We start from the raw sequence: 13,986 nt of genomic DNA, 5'->3' as shown, positions 1-13,986 counted from the left end.
CATGAGATGGCCCTCGATAATTTCAACACCTTTATATTTGCATAAGTCCTTAAGAATTTCTCCGATACTTTCTCGAATGTTGGCAAATATTATTTTCCGCCTGTATTTTGGAGAAAAGACAATGTGATACTTGCACAACCATTTTGTGTGGGCTAAACTTTGAACTCGAGTTCCCATATAAAAACACCTTTCCCTTAAAAATTACGATGGGCTTGAACAACTCTATCGTATGGGAAAGGTGTTTTTTGTATAACAAATTATTTCCACCCGCATAGCGGGTGGATTTCTGTTTCGCTCGCAAACGCTCGCTCAACTGGCTAAAGCCCCTTACGAAAAAGCCCGGCGTGATCTCTCACGCCGGGCTTTTTCGTTACACCATGCATCCGGCAGGCGTGATTTTTTGCTCGCCGTCAAGGCAAACAAGCGGCCCGGCGCGGGAACGCAGCTTACTACGTGACCAAACCGGGCCGCGCTGTTTAACGCCGCCAGCGACAAAAAGGCGCGTCTGCCGCCTACAGTTTGCCCACCAGATCCAGACCGGGCTTCAAGGTCGCCGCGCCGGGCTTCCACTTGGCCGGGCAGACCTGGTCGCCGTGCTCGGCGACGAATTGCGCGGCTTCCAGCTTGCGCACCAGTTCGTCGGCATTGCGGCCGATGCCCAGGTCATGCACCTCATAGGCTTTGATTTCGCCCTGGGGGTTGATGATGAAAGTGCCGCGCAGGGCCTGGCCCGTCTCTTCAATGTACACCCCGAAAAAGCGGGAAAGCCAGGTGGCGCTGTCCGAAAGCATGGGATAGCGGATCTTGGCGATGCTTTTGGAGGCGTCGGCCCAGGCTTTGTGCACATAGGCGCTGTCCGTGGACACGGAGTAAATTTCGCAATTCAGTTTCCGGAACTGGTCGTAATGGTCGGAAAGGTCTTCCAGTTCCGTGGGGCAGACAAAAGTGAAGTCCGCCGGATAGAAGAAAATGACCGACCAATGCCCCTGCAGATCCGTATCGCTGACATCCTTCAACTCGCCGTTGTGAAAGGCCTGGACGGTGAAGGGTTCCACTTTCTTATTAATCAGACTTTCCATGATACTTTCCTTTATCCTTATAGTGAAGAAGCGCGGCTCGCTTCCGTTGTTGAGGACTTCTGAACTCGGCCCCTTGACTTAATGAAAATGATATTCATTTCTTATTAGTTTTGTCAAGCCTTCAGCCGGGTCAGACCTGAAAGAATTGTACACCGGACGCTTTCCACCGGCAAGACGCGAAATACTCGGGGAAATCCCGCGAAAAAATGCGGTTTCCACGGGGCCGGGAGCAGCCGCCCTCTCTCGCGGTCGCGGGGCAGTTGCCCATTTTCAATCTGAACATATTCTATTTATTGTGCTTGTGCCAAAGCACGAAAAAAACCGAGCCCACTGTCAGGCAACAGGCCAGGATCATACGGCCTGAAATAGTTTCTCCGCCCAGCCACCAGCCGAGAAAAATGCCGATGACCGGCACCACATACTCATAGGAGACGGCAGTGGCGATGGAAACATGGGTCAGCAGCCAGAAATAGCTGGAATAGGCGATGATGGAGCCGCCGATGGTCATCCAGGCGAAGGCCAGCACAACTTCGGGCCGCAGGTTTTCCCAACGGGTCATGGCCGCCTCGCCGCAGGCAAAGCCCAGCAGCAGGCTTTCCAGGCCGCCGATAAGCAGCAGCAGGCCGCAGGCCTGCAAGGCCGAAAGCCGGGTGGACAGGGGAAAACGCCGTGTCAGCAGAGAACCGGTCACCCAGCCCAAGGTAGCCCCGAAAACCCAAAAAATGCCGCCCAGGCTGCTCTGCTCCGCGCCGGAACCGGCCTGGCTGAAGCCCAGCAGAGCCAGGCCGCACAGGCCACCGGCCAGTCCCAGCCACTGCATGGCCGAAGGGCGCTGCTCGCCGCCGAACAGCCAGGCTCCCACCAGCATGGAAATAGGCGTGGAACCGGTAACCACGGCGGCCACGCCGGAAGAAATGTACTCCTGCCCCTTGCCCAGAAAGCCGCTGGCCATCAAGACCATGAACACGGCAAGCCAGCAGGCGTGCCGCCAGTCGGCGCGCGAGGGGCGTTGCCAGCGGCCCGTGCAGGCGATGGCCGCGCAGAGCAGCAGCCCGGCCAGAAACATGCGCGAACCGCAGGCCAGAAAAGGTCCCAGCACTTCCAGGGTGAATTCAAAGCCGATATAGGTGGAACCCCAGGAAATATAAACCAGAAAGAGGTTGAGCAGAATTTTCAGACTCAGAGGGGAAAGGCGCACGGCGGAACTCCTTGACGCTCGGGCATTCCCGCATTCCGCACGGGAAAGCGCGGGGGACGCCGTGCGCCGCCGGTTTTCAGAGGGGCGGCGCGGGCTGGACAACCTTCGCCCCCGGCGCGGGGGCCGTCGGGAAGAGGCATTCCCAGGCGCTGCTGCCTTTATGTTCAATACGTTGCGTGGTAACTGCCGCCGTGCATCGACGCGGGCTTCGATCGGCGGGGAAGGACCGGCTTTCGCCGCTTCCCCGGCGCACATCCACACGGGCCCGGCGGCGGTTCGCTTTTTCCAAGTTGAAGTGCTCTATCCAGGCGGATATCTTCTGTCAAGCCGCCGGAGCAAAGGCGGCCCGATCCGGCCGCGCGGGCCACTTGGCAGAAAGGCACACCCCGTGCTAAAAGATTATGGGGGTTGGTTATGTCCAAACAAAACAACGCGTCCCTGGCGGACTTCCTGGACTTCATGAGCCGCAAGGGGCTGAACACCACATCCCAGCGACGCGTCATTGCCGAAGCGTTTTTTGAACTCCCCGGCCACCATTCGCTGGAAGAGTTCTATCAATATATTCTGGGACGCGATCCGGGCATCGGACAGACCACGGTCTACCGTACGCTCAAGTTGCTCTGCGACGCCGGGCTGGCCACGGAAATCCATTTCAGCGACGGCATCACCCGCTATGAAGTGGCCCGGCCCGACAGCCACCACGACCACATTGTCTGCCTCTCCTGCGGCAAAATCGTGGAAATCTGCGATCAGCGCATTGAAAAACTGCAGCGCGAACTGGCGGAAAAGCACGGGTTCAGCCTGAACGGCCATGTGCATAATCTCTATGGCCTGTGCGCGGACTGCCGCGCCGCTGAAAGCAAGGACTGAATACGGCCCGGCCTGATCCACCGTGTGAACGGCTCAGGCCGCTTCGGGTGGTGGACAGCCCTGCCGGTTACGGGTCTTTTTTATAGGGTCGCAACGAACTTGACATTCATTTTCATAACAGCCATACTTCAGTCGTGACGGAAAGGCGGCGTCCCACACATCCGCGCTCCTGCCCGTCTGTTCCCACCCGACTCCGCAGGCTCCGCATCCCGGCACGCCTGCACGGGCAAGTCAAGCAAAGGTGAAACTCATGGATATGCAATTGCTGCTGATCATTATCTGCGTGGCTGCCGCGCTTTTTTTCATCGGCCGCCGTTTCTACCGCTGCCTGCGTAAAGGACAGTGCTCCTGCGGCTGCGAAAACGACGGCAAAAAAAACGGCTGCCAGGGCGGCTGCTCCGGCCATAAATTGCCCTGACCCCTATCCAGCGGTACCTCCTCCACTCCCACAGGACAGCAAAGCCTCCCGCTTTTACAGGCGGGAGGCTTTCGGCATTAGAGCGTTTTGCTATTGAAAATATCCCAACGCTCTGTGCGGATTTTCCGTGAAAATCCGTACCGCGAAAGTATCGCAAGGCGAATTTACTTCGCCGTTACACAATAATTTTAAGCGCAAAAAGCTCTACAGTGCCCGCCATGCTAGGGAAAGGCGGGATGGAATGATCTGTCCGAAAAGGCTTACACGGCGTAATCCAGCGCCTGGCGCGAGGCGCTGACGGCCTTGACCAGCCTGCCGAACTCCAGATGGACGGGATGCTCGGCATAGGCCTTCAGCCCGGCCATGTCGTCATGCAGAGATTGCAGCACCACCTGCACGGGCACTGTGCTCGTGGGCTGAATTTCATAGGAAACCTCCACGGAACGCACCGAGGGGATGCCGCTGAGCGGGGCCGAGGCCTCTTTGATGCGCCGAGCGTTTTCCGCCGCCGTATGCCCGTCCGCCTCGTCCTGAAGCGTCCACCAGACGATATGCCGGATCATGCTTTTCTCCTTGGTTGGATGCCGCGCCGCAGTCTTGCGGCCCTGCCTTTCAGAAATCAGCGCCTCAATTCTTGCGGCGCTTGAGCCGGTCCGTGCGCTCCTGCATCAGGAAGCGCCCGGTCACGGACTCGGGATCGGCCACAATGGCCTCGGGCGTGCCCGCCGAAACAATCAGCCCGCCGTTTTCGCCGCCGCCGGGGCCCATGTCCAGCACGTGGTCCGAGGCCAGGATCATGTCCGTATTGTGCTCAATGACCACCACGCTGGCCCCCTTGTCCACCAGGGCGTGCAGCACCTTGATCAGCTTGCCCACCTCATGCATGTGCAGGCCGGTGGTGGGTTCGTCCAGAATGTACATGGTGCCGGGCAGGGAGCGCTTGCCCAGCTCGCGCGAGATCTTGATGCGCTGGGCCTCGCCGCCGGACAGCGTGGTGGCGGGCTGGCCCAGGCGCAGATATTCCAGTCCCACTTCCTCCAGCACGGCCAGCCGTCGCTCCAGGCCGGGATAGTTCTCAAAAAGCTGCCGGGCCTGGCGCACGGTAAGGTCCAGCACTTCCGCGATGTTCAGCCCCTTGTAGCGCACTTCCAGGGTTTCATGATTGTAACGTTTGCCCTTGCAGACGTCGCAGGTCACATAGACGTCGGGCAGAAAGTGCATTTCCACCCGGATCTGGCCGTCGCCGCCGCAGGCCTCGCAACGGCCGCCGCGCACGTTGAAGCTGAAGCGTCCCGGCTTGTAGCCGCGCTTGCGCGCGTCCTGGGTCATGGAAAAGATGTTGCGGATCTCGTCGAAGATCTTGGTGTAGGTGGCCGGATTGGAGCGCGGCGTGCGGCCGATAGGCGTCTGGTCAATGGCCACGATGCGCTCCACGGGCGCTCCGTCGCCCTCATAGCTCAAGCCCCCGATGGCGCCGGGCTGGTCCACGCGCAGGCCCAGGTTCAGGGCCAGATGCTTGTAGAGCGTGTCCACCACCAGCGAACTCTTGCCCGAGCCGGACACGCCGGTCACGCAGGTCAGCACGCCCAAGGGGATGCGGCAGTCAATGCCGCGCAGATTGTTGGTGGTCACGTTATGCAGCACGATTTCGCCCTGGGGCTCGCGCCGGGCGTCGGGCAGGGGAATGGATTCGTCCCCGCGCAGATAGCGGGCCGTCAACGTGTCGGCCTTGCCCAGCAGATCGTCCACCGGGCCCTGGAACATCAGCTCCCCGCCCTGCGAGCCGGAGCCGGGCCCCAGTTCGATGACCGTGTCCGCCGCGCAGATGGTGGCCTCGTCGTGCTCCACCACCAGCACGGTATTGCCGCGCGCCTGGAGGGAACGCAGGGTGCCCAGCAGGCGTTCGTTGTCGCGCGGGTGCAGGCCGATGGAGGGCTCGTCCAGCACATAGGTCACGCCCACCAGGCCCGAGCCCAGTTGCGAGGCCAGACGAATGCGCTGGGCTTCGCCGCCGGACAGCGTGCTCATGGAGCGGCCCAGAGAGATATATTCCAGGCCCACGTTGCGCATGAAGGAGAGACGGAAGGTCAGTTCCTTGAGCAGGGGTTCGGCAATCAGGGCATGGCGGCCTGTGAAGCTCCGCTTTTCCAGCCATTCCAGGCCCCGCTCCACGGAAAGCGCGCAGAACTGGGCGATGTTCAGATCGTCCACGCGCACTGACAAGGCCTCGGCATTGAGGCGCGCGCCCTTGCAGTCCGGGCAGTCCATGGACTGGCGGAAGCGGGCCAGCACTTCCCGCCAGGCTTCGCCGTACTGCATGCCCTTTTCCAGCAGGGGAATGACGCCGGGCCAGCGCTTGTCGCTCACGGCCAACGCGCTCTGGGCTTGCTGGGCCTCCGCGAAATGCTCGCTCTGGTAATCGCCCGCCGCGCCCAGGGCCACATTGCCGCCCATCCAGTTGCGGCGCAGGCCCAGGGAGCCGGCGGCGGGCTTGCCGTGCTCGTCCTCGCCGTAGAACAGGGCGGCCAGAGCCGCGTCCGAAAACAGATCCAAAGGCGTGGATAATGTGAACTTGAAACGTTTGCCCAGAGCCTTGAGCGCCGTTTCGTAGCGGCTGAACATCTTGTCCGTGGCCCAGGGCAGCAGCGCGCCGGTATTCAGCGAAAGGCCCCGGTTGGGCGCGATGAGGCGCGGCTCGAAATAGTCCACGCTGCCCAGGCCCACGCAACGCGGGCAGGCCCCCTGCGGGCCGTTGAAGGAAAAAAGCTGCGGGCTGGGCGCGGGCAGGGAAATATGACAGTGCGGGCAGACCGAGGTAGTGGAATGGACGGTGTCGCGTTCGGCCTCGGGCCTGTCCGGTTCGTGCAACACGAGACGACCTTCGCCGTAGCGCAGGGCCAGTTCCACAGAGTCGGCCAGCCGACCCCGGATGCCCTCCTTGTTCACCAGGCGGTCCACCACCAGATCGATGCTGTGCTTCTTGTTCTTGTCCAGGGCGGGCACGTCGTCCAGGGTGCAAAACGCGCCGTCCACGCGCACCCTGGCAAAGCCTTCGGCCTTGAGCTTCTTGAACTTGTCCAGGTGGGTGCCCTTCTGCAATTCCACCAGCGGGGCCAGGACCATGAATTTGGTCCCCTGCGGCAGGGCCAGAATGTCGCCGATGATCTCGTCGGCGGCGCGGGCCTCGATGGGGCGGCCGCACTGCGGGCAGTACATGCGGCCCAGGCGCGCGAAAAAGACGCGTAAAAAGTCGTGAATCTCCGTCACCGTGCCCACAGTGGAACGGGGATTGCGCGAAACGCTCTGCTGCTCCAGGGAAATGGCCGGGGAAAGGCCCTCGATCTTCTCCACGTCCGGCTTGTCCATCTGGGGCAGGAACTGCCGGGCGTAGGCCGAAAGGGATTCCACATAGCGGCGCTGGCCCTCGGCGTAGACGATGTCGAAGGCCAGGGTGGATTTGCCCGAGCCGGACGGCCCGCAGACCACCACCAGTTCGTCGCGGGGGATGTCCAGGCTGATGTTTTTGAGATTGTGCTGGCGGGCCTTTTCAATATGGATGCGGGGCTTGTTGTCCGTTTTCATGGAGTGTTATCTAAGCAGCTCCGGAGCTCTTGGCAAGGCGTGATTTTTCGGAGCCCGCCGCGCCCTCTTCCCCGGCATCGCGCATGCCTTCGATGATGGCGTCCAGTTCCCGAGCCAGGCGGCTCAATTCGGCCACGGCCTCAGCCGAGGCGCTCATGTTGCGCGCGGTTTCGTCCGAGAGCGCGTTGATTCTGTCCACCGTCTCGGAAACCTCGCGGCTGGTTTCACACTGGCCGTCGGCGGCCGAGGCAATGGCCCGCATGCCTTCGGCCGTGCGCGCGGCCATCTGCCGGATGCGCTCCAGCGCCTCCCCGGACTGCCCGGCCCGGCGGCTGGACTCGCTCATGACATTCACCATTTGCTCCGTGGTCTTGCCGTTTCCGCTGACGCTCCGCTGGATTTCCTCCACGGCCCGGGTGACCTGCCCGGTGGCCTGCATGGTCTTTTCGGCCAGTTTGCGCACCTCGTCGGCCACCACGGCGAAACCGCGCCCGGCCTCGCCCGCGCGCGCCGCCTCAATGGCCGCGTTGAGCGCCAGCAGGTTGGTCTGGTCCGCCACTTCCTCGATAAGCGTGATGACCTGCGAAATGCTTTCGGCCTTTTGGCCCAGCTCGCGCATGTTTTCAGCCAGGACCGAAGTTTCTTGCGCGGCCCGGTTGATGCCGCCGGTAACGCCCTCCACAATGCGCACGCCCTCATCAGCCTCCTGCCGGGTGCTCTCGGCGGTGCGGGCCGTATCCCCGGCCGAAGCCGAGACACGCCCGGCCTCCTCGGCCACGGCGCGCATGGCCCCGGCGGAACGGGCAGAGGCCGCGTCCTGCTCCTGGGCCATCCGGCTGGTGGCGTCGATCTGCTCGGAAATCCGGGCGGCCGCGCCGGCCAGCCTGCCGGAAACCACGCTCGCGGCCTGGGCAACCTGCGCAATGCGTTCGTTCTGCACGCGGATGATCTCACGCTGCCGCACGGACTCGGTGACGTCGGTCATCAGGGTGAAGGCGCCCAGCAGCTTGCCGTCCACATCCAGCAGGCGTGCGGCGTTGACCAGCACATGGCGCGTCCGGCCGCCCACCGTGAAGGTATAAGGCTCGTCCTCAATGTCGGCATTGTTCAGAAGCACCTTTTTGGTATTGGTCATTCTGTCGGGATCATTGAAAAAGGCCTCGCCGCGCAGCCGTCCCTTGTAGTCCTCGGGCCGCCCCTTGAGGTTGTAGATGTCCACAGCCCGCTGATTCATGAAGGAGATGCGGTCATCGGTATCCGTAATCACGCAGGGCAGGCCCATGCCCCGAAGGAGCCCCTGGGAAAAGCCCAGTTCGGTTTTGAGGTGGGCGATCATGGCGGCCAGGCTGTCTCGCAGGCTGCGCAGCTCAAGACAGTTGGGCACGGGGAAGGGCGCGTCGAAATCGCCTCCGGCCACCTTGCCGGAAGCCGCGGCCAGTTCCGCCACGGGCCGGACCACGGTGCGGCGCAGAAAAAGCAGCAACGCGGCGATGAGCAGACACATGCCCGCCAGGGACAAGGCAATGTTGCTGAGCGTGCGCGATTTCAGGTCGTTGATGGTCGGGGTGACATCCTTGGACACCACCAGAGTGCCCAGAATGGCTTTGGACGCGCCGTGGCAGTGATGACAATCCTTGCCGTTGGGAATGCTGGAAACGATCAGGAAGCGACTGAAGCCGTCCGCTTCCACCAGACGGCCGACCTTGAGGGGCGCGCGCAGGGAGTCGGCGGCCAGTTGCCGCGCTTCCGGCGTCCGCAGGCGTTCCCGCAACGGCGCGCGCACGGCCGAGGCATCCGTGGCATAGGTGATCTCGCCGTTGAAGCCCGCCAGATAGACGGACACGTTCTTGTAATTATCCGCCAGAAGGCGCACGACCTCGCGAGTTTCCGCGTCATTGCCCCGCTTCATGGGGGCTTCCACAAGCCTTGCCAGCAGCTCGGCGTCCAGACGGGTGGAGGATTCCAGACTGCTCAGAGTGGCGTTGCGGTTCTGGATACTGTTGAAGACGATCAGGCAGCCGAAGACGACTACGGCCGTGATCACGACCAGCAAAGCGCATTTGCGGACCAACGGCATATTCCGGGTGGAGAAAAGCATGCTGTTCTCCTAATGTGCTCCGCTATGGATCAGCGGCTTGAAGTTGAAGGCTTTGACGCGGCTTTCATTGTGACAGGCGAGGCAATCCTCGTGACGCGGCGTGCGCCGGATGGCGGCGGGGTCACCACTTTCGGCATGCGCCGCTCCCGGACCGTGGCAGGTTTCACAGCCCACATCCGCAAGATGCGGCGTGGACTGATAGTCCACAAAGCCGCCCTTGCCGTAGCCTGTGCTGTGGCAGGCGTAGCAGCCCCGCAGCTCTTCCGCCGTCAGCTTGGGAGCCATGGCGCTGATGTGTTCCCAGGTGCCGGCCTTCTTGGAATATTTCCGGAACGTCTCATACTCCTCAGCATGGCACTCGGCGCATTTCCGGGAACCCACATAAGGACCGGCGGCGTTGATGGCTCCCGCGCTGGCCGGAACAGACGTCAGCATGCAGACGGCGACAGCGAGACACAGTAGGCAAAGGCGCATATGCATTCCCCCCATGCATAGAGGATAACGGCGCGGAGCTGTGAAATCCCCGTCGTACCGGGACGGCGGTGAAGAGCGCCGGAGCCGGAGCCGGAGCCCGGCACGCGAAGGCGGACTTCAGAAGCAGCTTACCGTTTTCAAAACAGAATGGTGTCGCGTCAAGTGGCACATGCCGCAAACCCGTCAGGAGTTGCGCGCCGCCCCGGGCGGCTAGCCACAGCGGAAACCACGCTTTTTTCGAAGTCGTTGCGGAAGCGAGAGCATCGCGGGATCAGCGATGCTCTTCGTCCTGGAGATCCCGCACCAGGCTCCCCAGCAGGCGTGTCTGTTCCAGCAGATCCCTGACGGCTTTGGCGGAATGGTCCATGCCCGCCGTATTTTCCACAGCAATGCGGTTGACTCCGGTCACACTTCTGCTGATGTTTTCACTGCTCGCGGCCTGCTGCTCGGAGGCGGCGGCAATGGAACGGATCTGTTCGCTGGTCTTGTCCGACAGGGCCACGATCTCGCGCAGGGCTTCGTCGGACTGATGGGTCAAATCCGTAGTCCGGCTCATGCCTTCCACGGTCTGATCCACAGTGGCGATATTATGGGCCGCGTCCCGCTGGATGCCGGAGAGCACCTCGGCCACTTCCCTGGTGGCGGCCATGGTCTTTTCGGCCAGCTTGCGCACCTCGTCGGCCACCACGGCAAAGCCGCGCCCGGCCTCGCCCGCGCGGGCAGCCTCAATGGCGGCGTTGAGCGCCAGCAGATTGGTCTGGTCCGCGATATCCGTAATCACGTTGAGCACCTTGTCGATGTCCCGTACGCGCAGGCCCAGGCGGGTCATGGATTCCTTGAGTTCTTCGGTGTGGCGCAGCACCCTGGTGATATTTTCGGCCACTTCCGCCACGCTGGCCGAGCCCTGTTGGGCCTGCTTTCCGGCAACTTCAGCGGTTTCGGCGGCGGCCGAGCTGTTTTGGGCCACCCCGTGCACCGTGGCGCTCATTTCCTCCATGGCAACGGCTACCTCGCCCAGTCGCGCGGACTGTTCCTTGGCTCCCTTGTCGGACTGCTCGATCTGGCTGGAGATGCTCTGGGTGGCGGCGGACATGGCCGCCACGGCCGAGGCGATGCGTTCCGCCGCCAGAGCCATGCCGTCCTGGCGGCGCTCTGCCAGGGCACGGGCCTCCTCGGCCGCGGTCGTCAAGGCCTGGGCCCGTTCGGCCTCGCGCTGTGCGGATTCCGCCGCCGCGTCGGCTTTTGCCAACGTTTCCCGGATGGAGACAACCATGGTCTGCAACGCCCTGCCGAGCACGCCGAATTCGTCCTTGCGGACCATCTGCAATTCGGCGTCCAACTCTCCGGCGGCCACCTTCTGGGCAAAGGCCACGGAACGGCGCAGCGGTCTGGTGACGTTGCCGACCAGGCTGCGGGCCAGCAGCAGCGTGCACAGGATCACCGCCAGGGTCACGCCCAGCGAAATATACAGACTTTGCCGGGTCGCATCGCTCAGCGCGTCCGCCGTCCGCTCCAGATCGCGCGCGGCGGCGGCCTCCACCTCGTAAAGGGCGTCGATATAGGCTGTGGAGGCCGCGAACCAGGCCTTGGCGTCGCCGCTGAGCCGAGGTTCGTCCTGGCTCTCGTAGGCTTCCCGGCGGAAGGTTTCCACCTTCTCCAGCAGAGGCGGCACCTTTTGCGCATAGACCCGCGCCAGTGCTTCGTCCCGCTCCAGAAAATCCTGAAGATAGGCCCGCTGCAAGGCGACATGTTCGATCCAGTCGCGGTACAGAAGTTTATTGAAACGCCGGGACGACAGCGCCACATTCAGCGTGGCCCGCTCCTGCCCGGCGAATTCCTTGGCATAGATGAGATTAAGGAAATTCACCGCCCGCGCGTAGAGCCCGACATCCAGATACCGGTCCAGCACGCCCCGGAGAATATCCTCCATATGGAGGATGAGGCCAGAGTACACGGCGATGGCCTCGGACGGGGCGATATTATAATCGTCGATGCGCGAGCGCAGATCTTTCAGGGATGCAAGTTTTTCCGTCAGCGGGGCGAATTGGGCATTGACCGCGGCCGTGGGATTGGCCGCGCTGAAAACAGCCATTTTTTCGGCCATGGCCTGCCGGGCTGCCTCGGTCTGTTTGCGCTGACCCGGCAATTCCTCGGCATAGGCTCCCCGCCGGGCCACAAAACCGGCGGATAAACCGCGTTCTTTCTGGAGCTCATGGATCAGGGCGCTGCCCGCCGAGGAAAGGTCCACCACGCTTACCGCCATGGCCATGGCGCGCACGGTTTGGTATTTTTCCAGAGCATTTCCGGCGGCCAGGGCGATCAGCGCGGCCACGGGCAGAATAAGCAGGACAAAAAGCTTGGCGCGGACACTGATGTTTTTCAACATGACTTCCCCACCAGAAAGAAATAAAATGTTTATGTATTTTCAGTCTTACATAGGACCATTTAAAAAATCAAGCACAAGCCGCATATTCATCCAGGCATGCAACATATTGCAATAACTATTAATGTATTTATTCCTATACCGGACAGATTTTATCAATTTTCATTCAGCAAACACCATGGCGTTGCACACAACAGCGACCATACACATCAAATCAAAATATTCCCGCTCCGCGACAAATCCCCAGCCGTTCACTACGCTCCGCCGCCACGCCGGAATTATCGGATGCCGTTATGCCGTAACCCTTCCCTTTTCTTTACGGACGTTTTGCCGAAGAGTTTATCTATACATGTGCGTGGATATAAGATACGGCCCAAATCCGCAGGGGCACATGGACAAGCGGACGTAAAATCGGTAAAAAAAATTTTACGGGCCTGAAACAGGTCCGCCCGGCCCCGGCCGGAAGGGGGATAGCTATGCATCAGTATATACGGATATACGCGCTGCTGGCCCTGCTTGCCGTGACACTGCCCGCCACGGCCCAGGCGGAGGACAACGGCATGACGGCCAGGGGCATTTTCACCCTGCTGCCCGCCAGCATTTTTGAGAATACGGCTGAAGGCCTTTCCGACGCGGAAAAGCAGCAACTGCTGGCCGAAGGCCATACGGAATTCTGGGAAGTCGCCGGAGAGACCGAAGACGTGATTGTTTTCGCGGCCCTGCCCTTCCGGGACAGCGCCGTAGCCCTGCGACTCTTCCGTAATACGGCGGACGGCTCGGTGGAGGCGGCCATCGGCACCTTGGGCGGTCCCATCTGCACCATGGAATTATGGCGGGTGGACGCTTCGGGCCGTATGGTGCCCATCGACACCCCGCCGGAACCGGACATCAGGGATTTTCTGGACCAGGGGCAGAAGTTGCCGCCGGACATCAATCCCACGGTGCTGATCTGCCTGGGCCTGGGCGGGCTCAAGGCCGAACCCGTCTTCTGGAACAGCTCGGGCATGGCCCATGTGCCCCTGGCCAACGAGGTCAGCTTTCAATGGAACGGCAAGGCCTTTGAGAAGCAGGTGACTCCGCGCAAGGAACAGAGCGGGGAACGCCCCTGATCCGGGACCAGAGCATTTCAAAGGCGATCTGTTCCGGTTTGATGAGCCGCGCCGCATGCGGCGCGGCTTTCAGTTCGTCCGCAAAGAACAGGCCGCCGCAAATCCCCGCCAATCATGCGGCAAAGCGCTACTTCTTCAACCATTCCTCCAGGTTGGCCTCCAGCTCGGCCTCGCTCAGCCGAGAGGAATCGTACATTCCGGCGCCCTCGCGCTGGCGCGCGGCTTCGGCCAGAATGATGGCCGCGGCCACGGAGACGTTGAAGCTCTGGATCATGCCGTACATGGGGATGTAAAGCTGGCCGTCGGCCAGGGAAAGCAGCTCCTCCTCCACGCCGCTGTGCTCATTGCCCATGATCACCGCCGTGGGACGGATGAAATCCCAGGCCCGCAAAGGCCGGGCCGTTTTCGAGCAGGAGGTCGCCAGCACCTGAAAACCCTGGCCGCGCAGAGTGCGCATCAGATCCGCGCTGTTCTTGTGACGCTCGCTTTCCACCCACTTGCGGGCCGAAGCCGAGGTTTTGCGGCCCAGCGTCGGAAACGGGGTGTTCGTATAATAGAGATGCACTTTGGACAGGCCGAAGGCGTCGCAGGAGCGGTAAATGGCCGAAACGTTGTGCGGATCGTGGATGTTGGCCAGCACCAGGGTCAGATCGTTCTGGCGGTGACGCAGCACTTCAAGCAGGCGCGCCCTGCGCCTGGGAGTGGGTTCCTTGGGCATGCTGATGACTTCCTTACTCATGTGTACTTCTGCAACAGGCCTGCGCGCAGCGAAAAA

Annotated in this window: 12 protein-coding genes; 3 read left to right on the top strand and 9 right to left on the bottom strand. The window is 61.7% G+C overall.

The features are described from left to right. From tnpA to HMPREF1022_RS14060, 3 genes are all read right to left on the bottom strand, one after another. Nucleotides 1–177, bottom strand: a 177-nt coding sequence (gene tnpA / locus HMPREF1022_RS17645; protein ID WP_156803015.1) for an IS200/IS605 family transposase, incomplete at its 3' end; no start/stop codon positions are given. A gap of 335 nt (nt 178–512) precedes the next feature. Continuing rightward, a complete protein-coding gene (gene ahpC / locus HMPREF1022_RS14065; protein WP_009303614.1) occupies nt 513–1,079 on the bottom strand; it encodes an alkyl hydroperoxide reductase subunit C in 567 nt (188 codons plus the stop codon). Between the two features lie 286 nt (nt 1,080–1,365). Further along, complete coding sequence (locus tag HMPREF1022_RS14060; protein ID WP_008685436.1) at nt 1,366–2,277, bottom strand: EamA family transporter; 912 nt, start codon at nt 2,275–2,277, stop codon at nt 1,366–1,368. 414 nt (nt 2,278–2,691) lie between these two features. Between HMPREF1022_RS14060 and HMPREF1022_RS14055 the strand changes: the two genes are divergently transcribed. Beyond that, nucleotides 2,692–3,147 (top strand): Fur family transcriptional regulator, encoded by a 456-nt coding sequence (locus HMPREF1022_RS14055; protein ID WP_009303613.1) that lies wholly within the window; start codon nt 2,692–2,694, stop codon nt 3,145–3,147. A gap of 250 nt (nt 3,148–3,397) precedes the next feature. Continuing rightward, nucleotides 3,398–3,565 (top strand): hypothetical protein, encoded by a 168-nt coding sequence (locus HMPREF1022_RS18670; protein ID WP_009303612.1) that lies wholly within the window; start codon nt 3,398–3,400, stop codon nt 3,563–3,565. 260 nt (nt 3,566–3,825) lie between these two features. On the opposite strand, the gene HMPREF1022_RS14050 is transcribed toward HMPREF1022_RS18670, so the two are convergent. The 5 genes from HMPREF1022_RS14050 to HMPREF1022_RS16740 all read right to left on the bottom strand — a co-directional run bounded on the left by HMPREF1022_RS14050 (nt 3,826) and on the right by HMPREF1022_RS16740 (nt 12,105). After that, nucleotides 3,826–4,128 (bottom strand): Dabb family protein, encoded by a 303-nt coding sequence (locus HMPREF1022_RS14050; RefSeq protein ID WP_008685433.1) that lies wholly within the window; start codon nt 4,126–4,128, stop codon nt 3,826–3,828. A gap of 64 nt (nt 4,129–4,192) precedes the next feature. After that, the gene (uvrA, locus tag HMPREF1022_RS14045) at nt 4,193–7,147 is read right to left on the bottom strand and encodes an excinuclease ABC subunit UvrA (RefSeq protein ID WP_008685432.1); all 2,955 of its coding nucleotides are present in this window, start codon (nt 7,145–7,147) and stop codon (nt 4,193–4,195) included. A gap of 10 nt (nt 7,148–7,157) precedes the next feature. Then, the gene (locus tag HMPREF1022_RS14040; RefSeq protein WP_008685431.1) at nt 7,158–9,245 is read right to left on the bottom strand and encodes a methyl-accepting chemotaxis protein; all 2,088 of its coding nucleotides are present in this window, start codon (nt 9,243–9,245) and stop codon (nt 7,158–7,160) included. A gap of 9 nt (nt 9,246–9,254) precedes the next feature. Further along, nucleotides 9,255–9,725: a cytochrome c family protein gene (locus HMPREF1022_RS14035; RefSeq protein ID WP_083823326.1), complete on the bottom strand. Its 471-nt coding sequence runs from the start codon at nt 9,723–9,725 to the stop codon at nt 9,255–9,257. A gap of 265 nt (nt 9,726–9,990) precedes the next feature. Beyond that, nucleotides 9,991–12,105, bottom strand: a complete 2,115-nt coding sequence (locus HMPREF1022_RS16740; protein WP_009303610.1) for a methyl-accepting chemotaxis protein — start codon at nt 12,103–12,105, stop codon at nt 9,991–9,993. Nucleotides 12,106–12,578: 473 nt separating this feature from the next. Between HMPREF1022_RS16740 and HMPREF1022_RS14025 the strand changes: the two genes are divergently transcribed. Further along, nucleotides 12,579–13,211 (top strand): hypothetical protein, encoded by a 633-nt coding sequence (locus tag HMPREF1022_RS14025; protein ID WP_008685428.1) that lies wholly within the window; start codon nt 12,579–12,581, stop codon nt 13,209–13,211. Nucleotides 13,212–13,338: 127 nt separating this feature from the next. Here the strand turns inward: HMPREF1022_RS14025 and HMPREF1022_RS14020 are convergent, their stop codons facing one another. Beyond that, nucleotides 13,339–13,929, bottom strand: coding sequence for a TrmH family RNA methyltransferase (locus HMPREF1022_RS14020; protein WP_009303609.1), 591 nt, complete (start codon nt 13,927–13,929; stop codon nt 13,339–13,341). Between the last annotated feature and the right edge of the window lie 57 nt (nt 13,930–13,986).

The organism is Desulfovibrio sp. 6_1_46AFAA, assembly GCF_000224635.1.
Classification (GTDB): domain Bacteria; phylum Desulfobacterota; class Desulfovibrionia; order Desulfovibrionales; family Desulfovibrionaceae; genus Desulfovibrio; species Desulfovibrio fairfieldensis.
This window is presented reverse-complemented; position numbering and strand designations above follow the sequence as displayed.

Excerpts from the sequence above, each read along its gene's own strand:
- ahpC (WP_009303614.1), bottom strand. The coding sequence starts at position 1,079 with ATGGAAAGTCTGATTAATAAGAAAGTGGAACCCTTCACCGTCCAGGCC.
- HMPREF1022_RS14055 (WP_009303613.1), top strand. The coding sequence starts at position 2,692 with ATGTCCAAACAAAACAACGCGTCCCTGGCGGACTTCCTGGACTTCATG.
- HMPREF1022_RS18670 (WP_009303612.1), top strand. The coding sequence starts at position 3,398 with ATGGATATGCAATTGCTGCTGATCATTATCTGCGTGGCTGCCGCGCTT.
- HMPREF1022_RS14050 (WP_008685433.1), bottom strand. The coding sequence starts at position 4,128 with ATGATCCGGCATATCGTCTGGTGGACGCTTCAGGACGAGGCGGACGGG.
- uvrA (WP_008685432.1), bottom strand. The coding sequence starts at position 7,147 with ATGAAAACGGACAACAAGCCCCGCATCCATATTGAAAAGGCCCGCCAG.
- HMPREF1022_RS14040 (WP_008685431.1), bottom strand. The coding sequence starts at position 9,245 with ATGCTTTTCTCCACCCGGAATATGCCGTTGGTCCGCAAATGCGCTTTG.
- HMPREF1022_RS14035 (WP_083823326.1), bottom strand. The coding sequence starts at position 9,725 with ATGCATATGCGCCTTTGCCTACTGTGTCTCGCTGTCGCCGTCTGCATG.
- HMPREF1022_RS16740 (WP_009303610.1), bottom strand. The coding sequence starts at position 12,105 with ATGTTGAAAAACATCAGTGTCCGCGCCAAGCTTTTTGTCCTGCTTATT.
- HMPREF1022_RS14025 (WP_008685428.1), top strand. The coding sequence starts at position 12,579 with ATGCATCAGTATATACGGATATACGCGCTGCTGGCCCTGCTTGCCGTG.
- HMPREF1022_RS14020 (WP_009303609.1), bottom strand. The coding sequence starts at position 13,929 with ATGCCCAAGGAACCCACTCCCAGGCGCAGGGCGCGCCTGCTTGAAGTG.